The sequence below is a fragment of the [Phormidium] sp. LEGE 05292 genome, from assembly GCF_015207735.1.
Classification (GTDB): Bacteria; Cyanobacteriota; Cyanobacteriia; order Cyanobacteriales; family Aerosakkonemataceae; genus Floridanema.
In genome coordinates, this window is sequence record NZ_JADEWG010000146.1 from 1 (window position 1) to 15,100 (window position 15,100).

Genomic DNA, 15,100 nt, shown 5'->3' on the forward strand with positions numbered 1-15,100 from the left:
ACAAGGAGACAAGGGGACAAGGGGAAAGATGATTTTTCCGTTGTTTGCATTATCTCTCCTTCACAAATCAATTTCTCCGTTGAAAATGAATTAGCCCTGGGGGAATGGGGGGGATCTAAGGCTGTGATTACTGGGTTTTGATCCCCCCAACCCCCCTTAATAAGGGGGGCTAAGAAAGAGCCAGACTTGTAACTAGCAACTTGAGTTATTAGACAATGAAGTAGGGGCGAACGCGAGTGCGTGCCCCTACAAATCAAAAATAACCTTAACGGCATGATGGTTTAACAAACAAATTACTGCTAGCAGTAACATTAGGTGTCGAACTTATCAGCACAACTTGACCTTGATTATTTCTCACCCAACTAGTTGCTTCGACAATTTCCGGGTTTTTTTTGGTGGTGGGTGGTGGGTAATTGGTAGTAGATGAAATGGTTCTTTGCTCCTGAGAATTGCCCGTCACCCAATCCACCGATACTGTATTATTAGGACGCAGCGGTTCGCTGGGTAAAGCTGGCAATCCCCCACGTCCGGTAACGGTAAATGAATTGCCTCTATTAGCTGGACATCCTGTGGCAATCAAACGAGTAGTATCGACTACATCAGCTGTTAACTCTACTAATCCAGCAGCGGGGTCAACATCGGGGGTATTGATTTGTACAATGCCGTTTAACTGAGAATTGGCACCAGTCGCAGTGATATCGCTCAAAGGTGTGTTTGCGTTGCGGAACTGGGTGCCAAAGATCCCAGAGGCATTAATTTGCACATTACCGCCGCGAAAATCTTGAGAGTTGGCGCTGATGTCGCTATTTTCTAAGGCGGTGAGGACATCGGTATTGATGGTGATGTTGCTTCCAGTGATGTTGCTTCCGGTGGCGTTGGTGGTGATTTGACTGCCTCGGCGCAAGATTATGTTCCCAGCGTGTAAGTTGATATTTCCTTGACCCCCGGTAGTTTCGGCGGTGAGTTTTCCTCGATCGAGCAACAGGTTGTTAGCTGTAATTTGAAGGTCGCCTGTGGTTCCCGAACCTGTATTATTGACGCTAACTGCTGCCCCATCGCGGATAGTTAACTTCGGGGTATTAACTCTCAATTCGCCAGCGCCACCAGAACCCTCACTTGTCGCTAGCAAGCTGCTGGGAACAACTTGACCTTTGGCATTGATACCAGTACCACTCACCGTAACAGAGTCCGAGGCATTAACCTCTAAACTCCCTGCTTGACCTAGACTACCGTTAATCGATGCAACTGAGACGGTTGCACCGTCTTGGACGACTAGCCGCTGGGTGTTGACTATTATGTTTCCTCCTCTACCTGTGACTGTTAAAATGTCGGGGTTTCTGCTCTCAGAACGCAGACCGCTGGGAGAATCAAGACGACCACCTACAACCGATCGACCACTTGCTTCGATAAATTCCGAGGCATTTACAATTAAAGTTCCTCCCCTACCTTCACCAAGAGTAGAAGTTGAGATCTCCCCACCATTACGGAGAATCAATCTTCTAGTGGAAACCTGCAATGTTCCAGCATCCCCAGCCGCAGCATCCTCTTCCTGGCCGTAAGTCCGAACCCTCAAGCTAGCAAAAGATCCTTGTTGTCCAAGCATTTCAATGGATTCAGAGGCATTTACAGTTAAATTTCCTCCGCGTCCAGAACTTCCAGTAGTTGTCTCTATAATTCCAAGATCATTTCCAGCTTCAACCAGCAACCTTTTAGTTTCAATTATTATGTCACTTCCTGTTCCAGTTCCAGTGTCTGCCAAACAAACTATAAAGCTAGAGTTTACTTCTACAGACTCAGATGCTCTGATTACCAAAGGTTGACCTGCTTTCTCTCCGACAGTATTTCCCCCTATTCGTGATCCGTCTGCGATCGCAATTCTTCTTCCCTGTAACTGCATAGCCCCATTGCCTTCACCACTTGTTCTAATAAAAGATTCTTGGGCTTGAATATCTTGAAAATTAAGTACGTTCTCATATCCCAAAGCAAAGCCTTCAGTAATCGGAGTCAGGCTCACAAAACTATCACCAGCTACACTTCCTAGCTCAATTCGCCCTGCCGATGCTCTTAGATTACTACCTTTTATTAATACATCACCACCCAACATCGCCAACGTATTACCAGGCACAACCTCTAGTTTAGACCCCTCAATTTGAATTGGCTGTGCCGTTTGCCCAAATTGCAATCCTACAGGTACACTGACAGTCAGTAGTGGTGGTGTTTGAGTATTAGTAGCACTAAATTGAGTGCCATCAGCAAAGAGTAATTTACTGGCTGTACTCGCTACAAAAGAACCACCAATATTTAACTGAGCATTGGAACCAAAAATAATCCCATTGGGATTGATCAAAAACAGATTCGCAGATCCGTTAGTTTTGAGTAAGCCATCTATGTTAGAGATAGAACTACCTGTGACGCGGCTAAAAATGTTCTTCACATCCACGTCATTAGCGAAGGTAGCCGAACCCCCTGTAGGGACAGAAAATTCCCGAAAACTGTGAAAAAGGTTGTTGCCGACACGGTTTCCATTATTAATAGTAAAATTCAGGTTATTTGTGGTTTGAACCTGGGTAGATAAAGTCCCGTCTGAGCTTATTTGTGCTTGAGTAACATCGGTTTTTAGTAGATAGCACAGGGATAGTAAACCAGTTATCCAAAAATAGTAATTCTGCTTTTTCATTAACTATTATTTTTAATTTGATTGAGTCTGTTGATGGGGGTAGGGACACGGCATCATTAAGCTTGTTGTATCAACCGTTATCTCTAATACGCCGTGTCCCTACAATTTCCTGGAAAAATGCCAGGGCTCAGAAAGTTAATTAATGCAGAGAACAAGATTAGACAAATTTAGACAATAATTTGGCTATTCAGTCAATCTCTCGAATCTGCTGCATTATTTGGGGTCACATATTACACAAAGATATCCGTTCCAATATCCAAGACGACCGCTAGGAGGACAAGGTAAGGTGCATTGTAGAGGCTTTGTTATGCCATTACCCACTTGTTTCACCTCCTCCAAAACCTGTTCGCTAGCCTGTGCCTGTGGCGGTGGACAATCTGCTTCATTAGTTTTTGCAACTGGGTTTTTCACAACTTCTAACTTAGTTGATTCTGATGTAGAAACTGAAATTGGAACTTTAATTTCCTCAGCTTTAGCAATAGATCCAAACATCATCAGGAATGATAAAGTCAAAGCCAGTAATAGAGAAATTTTGCGTTTCACGATTTATCTCCTGGTTAAATGCTCTAGCGAACTTTTCAAGGCTTTTTTGAGCGGATACAGTACAGTATCTATGGTTCAGCGATCGCTTACCAACCAATTGCTAGCAAACTTAACAAATGGACTACCATTGCAGCAGTGCCACAATCCACCTGCCTGATCAATTCGCTTTTCTTATAGTCACATTTTGCACAACTGCCAAAATCCGCCTGCGAATCAATTCGCTTTTCTTATAGCTCAAGTAGGGGCGGGTTTTGTTGTGAGGTTATATGTTAGACACAAGGGTTATCTACTAAACCCGCCCCTACAAGTGGACTGAAAGCATTTAATTTCAAATATTTTATATCATGTCCGGTCGATTACCCATAATGTAGAGACGTTGCATGCAACGTCTCTACAGGGTTTCGGATTAAGGATATTAAGGTTGATTAGCCGGACATGATATTAGTCCTCTTCAGAGGAGTTTCGCTATTAGCCTGGGACTTGAGTCCCAGGCGGGCTAAAACGACTACAGCCAATTACCCACCAAAACGTAAGGAGCCCAGAAATAGGGTATTTCATAATTTGCTAACAAGGTTAGTTGTGCGCGACGTAGTGCTTCGGCTTTGCTTACTTGGGCGTTAGCCAACTCTTGATAAAATTGACTCATTAGTTCGGCAGTAGATCGATCGTCCACTGACCACAAAGTTGCTAAGGTACTGCGTGCCCCTGCGCGTACAGCTATTCCCGCGAGTCCTAAAGCCGCCCTTCTGTCTCCTGCGGCTGTTTGACAGGCGCTTAAAACTAGTAGTTCGATCGAACTTGACTCACTGGAATCGCGCAGCCGCAATAAATTATCAAAATCTTTGGCTTTTAATAGTTCTTTCCAAGTCAGAATAAAAGTGTCGTTAGCATTAGAGGAAAACTGACCGTGAGTTGCCAAATGAACTACCGAAAAAGGAACTGAGTTAATCCGGTTTTTTAGGTCACTTTCAGTGAAATTTTGATTGACAAGTTGCTGACTGCGAGGTACTTCAGATTTAATTTCTTGCAATTCCTGATTAACATTCTCCAGTGGCGTAAAGCTTTTCCCTTCTATTTGTCTTTCTTCGCTCACTCCACCAATTAAAGCGTATAATTTGCCTCTTTGTAAAGATTTTGATTCGACAAGTTGTAAACCTGGAGCCACAGCAATAGCATATTTTTGAATTAAATATTTTTGCTGTTTATTATCGTATAGAACCGCCATCGGCACATTGCGTAAGTAGCCATCTAAGACGAACACTAAAGTTTTTATTTGCTTTTTTTCTAACTCGGTTGCAAGCGGTTCGATTAACCAATTATAAACCTGCTCGGATAACTTTTTGACATCATTAATCCGGTCTGGTTCTCTTAAGTATTGTTGTAATTTTTCTAAGTTACTTTCGATTTCGCTTTGCGGTTTATAAGTTGTAAAGTTATGCAGTTCGCTATCAGTTGGTAATTTCAGAATGATTTCTAAACGATCGGGCAAAATAATTGGATAGATAACCGCCGATGTTGGGTCAGTTTTATCAACTATTTCGTCAATTTGTTGAGGTTTAGCTTGTAAACAAGCTTCACGAAAAAAGTTTTCTAATTCACTTAGTTGTAGTGCTTCAATTACATCACGAGCTTGCTTTAAATTCTTTTGATTAACCTCCCCTTGTGTCCCTCCCGTCAACGGCTTTAAAAGTAAATCAACTAGTTGTCGATAAACAGGTTCGACATTATCTCGAAAGGAAAACTGCACATCTGGATTGAGTGCAACTAAGTCGCTGCGTAAAGATTTGAGGGTATTTACTGCTTCGGTGTAAGATGCGATCGCACTTCTCACATCCCCCTGACTTTTCAATATATATCCTAACTGCCATTGCCACAAATAAGCAATATATTCTGCTTTAATTTCTTGAGCTAATAGAAGAGCTTTTTGGGTAATTTCTTCAGCCTGATTTAAGTTTTGAGTTTCCAAGTAAAGCCCACCCAATGCACCAAGAGCGTAAGCTTCTAAACGGCGATCGTCAATACTCTTTGACTGCTCAATAGCAACCCCGAAATATTGGGCAATTTCTTGCCAAGTAGGTACATCATCGGCTGTTGCTTGCTTGAAACACACGAGATTTTGAGCAAAGTTAATTTGAGCAGAAATAGCGGCATGAGACAAAGGTGTTTTAGATAATTTAGATTTTATTTCAGCCGATAAGTTTTGGGCTTCTAGCCATTTATTGAGTTGGATTAATACGCTCAAATGATTTAGTTGTGCTTGAACTTGTGCCAATGAAGAGGTAGAATTAGCGGCAGCTTGTTCATAAAATTGGGCGGCTTGCTGATAGAATTTTTGAGCGCCAGCAGAGGGGAATTTATTAGTACAATTTAATGGTGTATATTTTTCTGCAATTATATTATCGCTGGTAGTTCTCGATCGATTTCCCAAAGCTACTTGAGTGTTTCCTAAACTAAGCAGCGTCGCACTTATTTCTGTAGGAGATTTCAGGTTTTCGGCAATATCTTTACTTTGCTGCAAAAGTTTGAGAGAATTATCTAAATCACCGATTAATTGCAGCACATCTCCAAGACTACGCAAAGCAGTTGCTTTGGTAATAGAATCAGGTTGAGTTGCCAGAGTTTGATTAACTTGTTCTAAAGTGATTCTTGCTTGGCGGTACATTCCCAAAGCTTGCTGTGCTTGAGCTATGTTTATTTGGCTACGAATTTGCCCAATTCGATCGCCGATGCGATGATAAATATTATCAGCTTGTTTCCAACTTTCTAAAGCTGGTTGAGCTTTTGCTAATTCTAATTGCAAATTACCTTGAATATCTAAGATTTGAGCTAAAACAAGTTCTGAGTTCTCAGTTTTGTTAACGTAGCGGTGCGTAGCACGTTCTGAATTGTTTAATAATTTTAAACTTGCGGTAATATAAGAGTATGCTGTTTCTAACTGTCCGAGTTGTTTGTAAGAGACAGAGAGATTGCTTAGTGCGATCGCCTCCCCAACTTTATCTCCTTTAGCTCGAAAAAGCTCTGCTACTTGCTGCAAAATTGTTACAGCTTCAGTAAATTGTCCCACATCGTAAAGTTTTCGACTTTGTTCAATTAATACTTGGGGATTTGCTTGACTTGGGACAAATTGAGGGAAAGCTGGAACTGAAATCAACCCACAGGCGATCGAAAATGCACCTAAAAAAGCCAGTATTATTTTTATAGTTTGGCGACGATGCCAAAGCATTACACAAAAAAGCTGGAAACATTTTTTCATTTTTAAGTATAGTATTACAGTAGGGTGGGCATTGCTCAAAAGTATTTTTCATATTTTAAACTTATAGTTGGCAACGCCCACCGTACTACTAGGAAAAATTATTAAAGAATATTTTTTGACAAAAAGGAAACTTCCATGAAAAAACGGGAAGATATCGTCCAAAAGTTCTCGACTTTTCTCAGCTTTGGCGATCGTAAAAGCGGACACAAATACTTTTGGCAAACAGATCCGCAATTAGAACGCCAAATAAAACATTTAACACAATCAGATCCAGAAGCTAAAGAAGAATTTTGGGCTAAATACTTCCTGAAAATACTCAAAGAGGTATCTCAGACGGAAAGCAGCAGGAAAGCAAGTATTTCGTCGATCGAATTTTCTGTTACTCCTCTTTTTCTTCTTTTTCCCTCTCGAACAGTTGTGAATCACCAAACTTTAACAATTACTCCTTTAATAACCGCAAGACATTTATCAGCTTATTTACAAGAAGCTTGCCTTTGGGCAGCCCAAAAAACTCATCTTAAATATCAATTTCTCCGTTATAAATACTCGATAGAAGAATACTTTCAGATAGCTGCTTCATTTGCTAATCTGCCAGAGAAACTCTTCAAAAGTTTTAATCTCGATCGACCTCGTTCTAACATTGAAGGTTATGCTAAATTAGCGATATTCCGTTTTATAAGAGATAAAATTTACCAACAAGATGTAGAAGCAAAAAGCCGAAAATTTAGCAATTATGGTTTGTTAAAAGATTTGAGTGCTAAAGAATTAACAGAAGCTTTAGCATCTCAAGGAATTAATCAACAAACAATCGAGTTATATAGACTAATTTGGCAATGCTTTAGTGAAATTTATCAACCTCAACAAGAGGATAGCACCCGTAGCTTAAAACCTCCAACACAAAAAGATTTAAAACAAATAGCTGATTATTACAATCAGCGACTTAATCAGCTAGATTTACCAAAATTACTAGCCAATGAAGACAAAGTTCAAGAAATATTGGAAATTTGTATAAAAGCAGCACGGAATTACCGAACAAAGCAGTTTCTTCCTCTCGAAGAGTACGATCGTATATCCGATTCTAATCCTACTCCTTGGGATATTGCAGTTTACGAAGAAGAAAACCAACAGGTGCAGTTACTCGTTGCTAAAGTGTTTGCAGCTATTCCCGAAGCTGGACAAATTATGTTGATACTTGGGCAAGGATTAGACTTAACTCAAAGTGAAATTGCTACAGTAATTAAAACTAAGTATCCGGAATTACAAAAGCAGTATCAAGTAGCTCGACATTTAGCCCGGTATACCAAAAATATTTTAAAAGATTTTGCTAATGAATGGAATCAAGCTAATCCTAGTAATGCGATCGATAACGAACAAGATTTAGCCAAAATTAAAGAAGCTTTGGATGAGTGCTTGCAGTCTCATTGTCAACGATTAGTCAAATCAATTTTAGAACAAGCTAGTCAGGAAGTTAACAAAGCAGAGAAATCATTAGTTTTTAGTAATAGATTGCATCATAATCAACCAATCACAGTCGAAGTTTCGCCCGAAGCTTTGAAAGCAAAACAAACATTAACAAAAGCTTTTATATTTAAATTAGAAACAGAATTGAACCTGCCGATAGATGCAATTCTACCAGTGTTTAACAAAGTGGGTTTTCTTGTAGAGGAATCGCTAGTTTATGATCGATTAACTTGAATCTAAACTCTCGACTTTTTTTTTCAAAGGCTCTCCCGAAAAGCGATCTTTAAAGGCAGGGTGTAGGGGGTAGGGGTTAGGGTGTAGGGAAAAATATTGGACAATAAAAGAGAACTTTTCCCCTTTGAGTCCGACTCTTTTCCCTAACCCCTACACCCCACACGCAAATTCATTATATCGCTTTGTAAGCTACTGAAATTGGGCAGAGATTTGGAGGCGATCGCTAATGCTAAACTGCTTTTTTTGAGACAGAATTTCTTGGGCAACTTTCTCTATTTCCTGACTCACAGGATGCTGAGGATATTTAAGACAGAAAATATCGCTGCTAGCAAGTCTGAGCATATCCTCTGATTCAGGAAGGATACCGACAACTGGAGCTTTGTAAATTTGTTCAACTTGCTGGCGAAGATCGTCAAAGTCATATTCTTTGAGTACTTTATTCATCATTATTAGTAAGTTAGGTAGTCGAAGTTTCCGTGCTACATCTACCGTGATGGCAGTACCCTGAAAATCTTGCCGATCGGGTCGGAGCATTAATAAAACAATATCAGAGGCTTTTAGGAATATTAATGTTTCTTGATTTAGACCAGGATGGGTATCAATAAATAAGTAGTCAAGATGGAGGTCTTTGATTAAACTTTGGAAACCATCTAATAGAACTTCAATATCAAAGCGTTCGCGTAATATGCGGGAGATATAGTTTACTTTGATACTAGAAGGTATTAAGTAAATTTTGCTATTAGCAGTTCCTTGGTCGTTGAGTACCGAGGTAACATTGTAAGCAGCATCAGCGATCGCACAGTAACCCCAAATAAAGTCATTCAATGTGCGATCGATCTTTGCTGGATTAAGCCCAAATAGAGTGTGAATCCCAGGAGATTGAATATCAGCATCGATAATACCAACGCGATAACCTTGACGCGCAATAGCTGTGGCAATATTGGCAGTTGAGTTAGATTTGCCAGTACCGCCTCGATAGGAGTGAATTGAGACAATTTTCGGCATAACGAGTCTGTTTCTGAGAGCAGGTGTTTATTTGGCTTGCTCTCTCCTGTTAATCTAAATGGGTGTCATGGAATTTGATTTATGCAGTGCTATCCCTGAGTGCGGTCTTTTTTTGGGGCAAAAAACAGCTATAAGCTATATAAGGCAATGGTTTTAGATTTTTTTTGCATAGAAACAGAGAAAAGTTAAGAAAACAAACTTAAGTCTGTTCCCTAGCCCCTCCCTTTGGACGGAGAGGGGTTTGGGGTGGGGTGAGATGCAGCGCATCTTTATAGAGAATTGGTATAACTTGCGATTCTAAAACTTTTTAGCTACAAGGTGGAGCTTTTTTTCCAGCTAATAAACTCATTCGATAATGGTAATGGCAATTTAATACTAAAATTATCGTACATTGGTAAAGTAGGTAATTCCTTTTTTGTCGCTACAGGGGAACAAGTTTCATCACTAATTTTACTAAGCAAAAAATATGGGCAAACACTGCTTTTGATGGAGTGAAATCTCTCTACTTGGGAGAGTTTTTTTAGTGGAGATGAAATCACAATGGAAAGTAGACCTAGTGTGGAGAATCGATTTTGACTTTATCGACTTCTGTGGAAGCAACAACATTGACCAAGCCGCGTTTGTGGATGCCAGAGCGCGTTTTGTTTACTCCCGCTGCTCTAGAGGAAGCGTGGGGACAGCAGATATTAGAGCGGGTGCGGACACTGGGATTACCGATCGAAGAGTTGCCCCGCAATCGATTGACAGGGTTACGGGGTGAAACTGAGCGTCAAACCTACGATATTTCCAAACGCACCTTAGCAGTGGTAACTGCCCCCAATAGCCATTTCAAACTAGGCCCGATTCCCCCTTCAGCTGACTGGCAGTTTCACCTAGCAGAAGGCTGTCCAGCGCATTGTCAATATTGTTACCTGGCTGGCAGTTTGCAGGGACCACCAGTAATTCGCGTCTTTGCCAACCTACCGCAGATTATTGCCAACCTTGCTGCTTATGAAAAGCCGGGGAAAAATACTTCTTTTGAGGTCAGTTGTTACACCGATCCGTTAGGGATCGAACATCTCACAGGCAGCCTGAAAGAGTGCATTCGCTACTTTGGTACTCGTGAGGATGGTTATCTGCGCTGGGTTTCTAAATTTGATGCAGTTGAACCATTATTAGAGTTAGCCCACAACGGACATACCCGCTGTCGAGTCAGTGTAAACGCTGCTCCCATTTCTACCAGGATGGAGGGAGGAACCGCCTCAGTTGCCGCCCGTTTAGGAGCACTGCGAAAGCTGGCATTGCCCCCGCAACAGGGAGGTGGTGGCTATCCTGTAGGATTGGTGATTGCTCCGATAATGCCGATCGAAGATTGGGAAGACCACTATACTCAACTGTTTGACCAGATCAGTGCTGCACTAGATTTTGATTGCGATCTGACATTTGAGTTAATTTCTCACCGCTTTACTCCTGGCTCGAAGGAAGTATTGCAAACTTGGTATCCGCATAGCAAGCTAGATTTAGATGAAGCGGGACGAGTCATCAAACGGAACAAATTTGGTGGCATCAAGTATGTCTATGATAAAGACACCATGAACGCTCTGCGCCGCTTTTTTGAACAGGAAATCGCTCGTCGCTTCCCACAAGCGCAAATTCTCTATTGGACGTAATGGTTAGCGCGTTTTTCTTTTGCAGGTTGGAGGATGCTATAGATGGCAAATAGTTGGAATATAGCGATCGCCTGAAGATATTTTGGTCGTAAACTAAACTGAATTCTGTTTTGTCGCCAACAACTCATAGTATTTGATATGAATGTTGTCATTGTCGGTGCAGGGCCTGCGGGTCTGTTCTTAGCCAATCAGCTACTTGCTCTTAGCCCAAGCTACAGGGTACAGCTGTATGAATGTAACCCAAATCCAACCGATTTAGAGCCGCTTAACAACCGAGGATTTGGTCTGGGATTAGGAGCAAGAGTACGGCAGTGGTTGAACGGTATTGCCGGACTAGAGGAACAGTTAGCCTCTGAAGGAATAGAATTTAATCCGGGTGGGCTGATCTTGATTCCGCGTCATCAACTCTGTGCGTTGCTCGTGCGATCGCTCCAGTTTTACCAGAGCGAACAAACTCCTGATGGGAATCCCCGGCTATCTGTTAACTTTAACGCTTCAGTTGTAGATGTCGATCTCGTCCGTCGTGAGATCAAAGTAGAAAGAGAGTTTGGTAGTGAAACGATCGCCTACGATCTTTTGGTGGGCGCAGATGGAATTCACTCGCTTGTCCGTCGTGCCATGATGGATTCACTACCAGAAGAAATCCAGTTTCAACAACAGCAACGCCCACAGGTTTGGAAAGCCCTACAATTACCAGTTCAGCCAGAACTCCAGCACCCACTGCGTATCCTGCGACTGCAAACGCGCAGCAGCAGATTTGGTTTTGTGTTTGGTGGCTGCTTACCGCAAAAACCGGGTGGTTTCATCGCCTTGATTTTCTGGCAACCAACGGGGAATCAAGATCGGCTTAACCCTGGTGGAATTGCAACGATAGAGGAATTACAGCAATTACTGCAACAGATGACTCCCAAATCCATGCCTGTACTCCAGCTTGACCCAGAACAGGCAGCTGCATTCCTGGCAGCCCGACCCGGACATGAATATTGGAGTCAATGTCGCTGCTATCATCATCTGGAAGGTCAAGCCGTCTTGATCGGAGATGCAGCACATGGGATGTTTAGTCTTTTGGGACAAGGCTGCACTGCGGCGATCGCGGATGCGGTGGTTCTGAGCACGTTGCTTGGGCAGTACGACAATCAATTATCGATCGTCTTACCGCAATTTTCGGCTCAGCAAGTAAAAGAGGGTCATGCTGGGTCCGATCTGAGTCTAATAACACTTGTTTTTTACCATCGCTGGTTAGGACTTCTCTACAAAGTTTTCACGTTACTATGGACTGTTGTTCTCAAACAGCCAAGCATCTTTGCTCAGCTTAATCAAGTGGATGCCAGCTATGCGCGAGTACTCCGTAACAACCAACTGTGGGTATGGCTAGCTAAACAACTTAAAGATAATAAAAGCGGTACCTGTGAGACTTCTTGAAAGCATTTTACTATGTTGCTTTTCTATTGCTGCCTGTCATTTCTACTAACACAAGTTGTTAGCTTCCTAGTACAAGTCATCGGGAAAAGCTAAAGGATAAAGCGTAGTGATATAAAGACTAATCTATATTCTATAAAAATATTTTCTCACTCAATTATCATGCTGTCTAGCAACAAAGTCCCAAAGGGATTTAAAATCTTGTCTGAGTTTCCCATTCTGGTTATTCAATACCACGAGCGACTATCGCTATACCCCATTAAAGTCTTTTTAATCATAATTGCTACGTTTCTCACCATCTCGGCTTTTATAGTAGTAGGTTATTGGCTATCTACACAGCCTTTAAGTGCGCTACAAAATCGGATTTTGCAGCCGGATTTTTGGCATTTTCCCAGATCCAAAGAGGTGGTATATTTTGATGAAAACCGTTTCTCTGTTGAGAGTCTGTTGTTTATAATCATGTTTTTATCTGTACCAACAGGTATGGTTATCCCCGATTTAGTTTGGACTTTGTTTGGGATTATTGAGTATCGAGCTTTCCCGGAAAAATTAATAGTGAAGTACCAGTTATTGGGAATGAGTCGAACGCACTTAATTCCTAGAGATTCACTTCTCAACTTTAAAAAATATAAGGTGGGTGGTGCCCAAGGAACGAGTTACTATTGGGTACTCAAAGCGATAACCAATCAAAAAAGGTTCTTCTTCTGGCGCTCTGAAATCACGCTGCTTTCTCATAAACCTATGAAATATAATGATTGGTTAGAAAGCGTATTGGCAGACTTCTACCAGGTTTAATTCCTTTGAAGCTGACGCGATCGGCTTTAGGACAATTTAACTAGCTTCATCCACAAATGCTTTCGTCAATAATCATCCACTTCTGAGTACTACCTTGAAATTCTCAACTCCTACTGTCCCTTTTCGATTCCGTTTACCCGCCATGTCTGAAACCCTTGAAATCTCGTATCTTAAATTTATCCTTTAAAGTGGCTGAAACTGGCATTCTTTGTCATAGCCTTTGGGGTTAGATAATCGTCAGGAGAAAGCGAGCGCAAAAGCTAGAAGGACTCTACCAGCTAGATAGAAGCGGGTTAGAAGCTCTTTAATGCTTAGGTCAGATTTAGGTCAATTTCTTAGGTCAGATGGCTGTAGTAACAGGTTTAAACACAAACTGTAGATTAGCAGAAGAAGGCTGAAACCCTTACCAGTATTAGATTTGCTCTTGATTAACTAAATGGACACAACTGGACTCGAACCAGTGACCCCTACGATGTCAACGTAGTGCTCTAACCAACTGAGCTATGCGTCCTCGGATTTATCAATATAGCATGGATTTTGGATTTATAGCCAAATTTCTGAGAAATAAGGTTTTGTGGGATTTCTGCGATCGATCGCACTATCGTTCAAAACCTTTTATGGTAGCCATAACTTTCGCTAATCTATTTATTCCGATACTTTAAGACTTAGGACAGGAGGCGTTTAACAGCGTTGCTAAATTCCTCGTAAGGTTTAATTCCAACCAGGGTTTCTATTAATTCGCCTTGTTTAAAGAACAAGACAGCTGGGATGCTTTTGATCCCAAATCGCTTGGCAATGGGCTGATTAGCATCCAGATCGAGCTTCAAAACCTTAGCCCGATCGCTATATTCCGCTGCCAATTGATCGATCAAAGGCGCAATAAGTCTACAAGGCCCACACCAGGTTGCAGTGCAATCTACAACCAAAAAGGACTCTGTTGCCAGTAGGGAATCAAATTCAGTTTGATCTTGAATGAATGTAGCAGTACCCATGTCTGTATCTCAAGTGTTACTATTGGTAAATTTTGAATTACATATCTTAAGCAAAAGTAGTGTTTCCTAAATCTGGGGGTACGTCTTGATAACGCCCAGAACCTACGGCTTGAATTGCTTCTTGAAGTGAAACATCTCCAGTATATATGGCGCGTCCGACGATCGCACCGCGCACACCTAAAGGTTCCAAAGCAAGTAAACTGAAAAGGTCAGTTAAAGAACTTACGCCACCAGATGCAATTACCGGAATCGAAAGATTACTTGCTAATTCTCGCAATGCTTCTAAATTTGGCCCCTGAAGAGTACCATCCCGATGAATGTCAGTATAAATAATTTCGGCTGCACCCATTTGTGCCATTTGTTGCGCTAAATTTTGGGCAGTAACTTCGGATGTTTCTAACCAACCTCTGGTGGCAACTTTACCATTGCGGGCATCAATTCCGACGATAATTTTACCGGGGAATTCTTGACAAAGTTGTTCGACTAATTCCGGTTTTTCGACAGCAACAGTTCCCAAAATTGCCCAGCGAACTCCGATATTTAATAGTGTGGCAACGCTGGTGCGATCGCGCAATCCTCCACCAACTTCAACTGCGATGGGTACAGCTTGCACGATCGCTTCTATACTTTTTAAATTAACTGATTCTCCAGTTTTAGCGCCATCTAAATCCACTAAATGTAATCGAGTCGCCCCTTGTTCTACCCACTGTTTGGCAACAGCAACCGGATTTTCATCAAAAACTTGCGACTGCGAATAATCTCCTTGATACAGTCGCACACATTTACCATCTAATAAATCAATTGCTGGGATAACTTCCATTTTTAATAGTTTTGAGTTTTGAGTTGGGACTGGGTACTGGGGAAAGGCAGAAGGCAGAAGGCAGAAGGCAGAAGGTAAGAAAGGCAGAAGGCAGAAGGCAGAAGGTAAGAAAGGCAGAAGGCAGAAGGTAAGAAAGGCAGAAGGCAGAAGGTAAGAAAGGCAGAAGGCAGAAGGCAGAAGGCAGAAGGCAGAAGGTAAGAAAGGCAGAAGGCAGAAGGCAAAAATTCTCCTTGTCCCCTTGTCCCCTTGTCC

At 41.7% G+C, this 15,100-nt stretch carries 13 protein-coding genes and 1 tRNA gene; 5 read left to right on the forward strand and 9 right to left on the reverse strand.

Features of this window, described 5'->3' with window-relative positions:
* Positions 1 to 265 precede the first annotated feature (265 nt).
* From IQ264_RS26435 to IQ264_RS26445, 3 genes are all read right to left on the reverse strand, one after another.
* Positions 266 to 2,677 (reverse strand): filamentous hemagglutinin N-terminal domain-containing protein, encoded by a 2,412-nt coding sequence (locus tag IQ264_RS26435; protein WP_193984537.1) that lies wholly within the window; start codon positions 2,675 to 2,677, stop codon positions 266 to 268.
* A gap of 213 nt (positions 2,678 to 2,890) precedes the next feature.
* Complete coding sequence (locus IQ264_RS26440) at positions 2,891 to 3,220, reverse strand: hypothetical protein (RefSeq protein WP_193984539.1); 330 nt, start codon at positions 3,218 to 3,220, stop codon at positions 2,891 to 2,893.
* A 505-nt stretch (positions 3,221 to 3,725) separates the two neighbouring features.
* The gene (locus IQ264_RS26445) at positions 3,726 to 6,473 is read right to left on the reverse strand and encodes a CHAT domain-containing protein (RefSeq protein ID WP_228061831.1); all 2,748 of its coding nucleotides are present in this window, start codon (positions 6,471 to 6,473) and stop codon (positions 3,726 to 3,728) included.
* 135 nt (positions 6,474 to 6,608) lie between these two features.
* Here IQ264_RS26445 and IQ264_RS26450 point away from each other — a divergent pair, with 135 nt between their 5' ends.
* Complete coding sequence (locus tag IQ264_RS26450) at positions 6,609 to 8,168, forward strand: sigma-70 family RNA polymerase sigma factor (RefSeq protein ID WP_193984541.1); 1,560 nt, start codon at positions 6,609 to 6,611, stop codon at positions 8,166 to 8,168.
* A 189-nt stretch (positions 8,169 to 8,357) separates the two neighbouring features.
* On the opposite strand, the gene IQ264_RS26455 is transcribed toward IQ264_RS26450, so the two are convergent.
* A complete protein-coding gene (locus IQ264_RS26455) occupies positions 8,358 to 9,173 on the reverse strand; it encodes a MinD/ParA family ATP-binding protein (protein ID WP_193984543.1) in 816 nt (271 codons plus the stop codon).
* 572 nt (positions 9,174 to 9,745) lie between these two features.
* On the opposite strand from IQ264_RS26455, the gene IQ264_RS26460 reads away from it, so the two are divergent.
* A complete protein-coding gene (locus tag IQ264_RS26460) occupies positions 9,746 to 10,822 on the forward strand; it encodes a spore photoproduct lyase family protein (RefSeq protein ID WP_228061832.1) in 1,077 nt (358 codons plus the stop codon).
* Here IQ264_RS26460 and IQ264_RS26465 read toward each other — a convergent pair.
* Complete coding sequence (locus IQ264_RS26465; protein ID WP_193984545.1) at positions 10,810 to 10,950, reverse strand: hypothetical protein; 141 nt, start codon at positions 10,948 to 10,950, stop codon at positions 10,810 to 10,812. The two genes, IQ264_RS26460 and IQ264_RS26465, sit on opposite strands and share 13 nt — an antisense overlap.
* A 10-nt stretch (positions 10,951 to 10,960) precedes the next feature.
* On the opposite strand from IQ264_RS26465, the gene IQ264_RS26470 reads away from it, so the two are divergent.
* Entirely contained in the window at positions 10,961 to 12,244 is a 1,284-nt protein-coding gene (locus tag IQ264_RS26470; protein WP_193984547.1) for an FAD-dependent oxidoreductase, read from the forward strand.
* 198 nt (positions 12,245 to 12,442) lie between these two features.
* A complete protein-coding gene (locus IQ264_RS26475; RefSeq protein ID WP_193984549.1) occupies positions 12,443 to 13,036 on the forward strand; it encodes a hypothetical protein in 594 nt (197 codons plus the stop codon).
* Positions 13,037 to 13,473: 437 nt separating this feature from the next.
* Here the strand turns inward: IQ264_RS26475 and IQ264_RS26480 are convergent.
* Positions 13,474 to 13,547, reverse strand: a tRNA-Val gene (locus IQ264_RS26480).
* Here IQ264_RS26480 and IQ264_RS26485 point away from each other — a divergent pair.
* Positions 13,540 to 13,698, forward strand: a complete 159-nt coding sequence (locus IQ264_RS26485) for a hypothetical protein (RefSeq protein WP_193984551.1) — start codon at positions 13,540 to 13,542, stop codon at positions 13,696 to 13,698. The genes IQ264_RS26480 and IQ264_RS26485 overlap by 8 nt on opposite strands.
* Before the next feature lie 3 nt (positions 13,699 to 13,701).
* On the opposite strand, the gene trxA is transcribed toward IQ264_RS26485, so the two are convergent.
* The 3 genes from trxA to IQ264_RS33200 all read right to left on the reverse strand — a co-directional run.
* Entirely contained in the window at positions 13,702 to 14,028 is a 327-nt protein-coding gene (trxA, locus tag IQ264_RS26490) for a thioredoxin (RefSeq protein WP_193984553.1), read from the reverse strand.
* Between the two features lie 46 nt (positions 14,029 to 14,074).
* Positions 14,075 to 14,848, reverse strand: coding sequence for a 1-(5-phosphoribosyl)-5-[(5-phosphoribosylamino)methylideneamino]imidazole-4-carboxamide isomerase (hisA, locus tag IQ264_RS26495; protein ID WP_193984555.1), 774 nt, complete (start codon positions 14,846 to 14,848; stop codon positions 14,075 to 14,077).
* Between the two features lie 2 nt (positions 14,849 to 14,850).
* Positions 14,851 to 15,100, reverse strand: a 250-nt coding sequence (locus tag IQ264_RS33200; RefSeq protein WP_228061833.1) for a hypothetical protein, incomplete at its 5' end; no start/stop codon positions are given.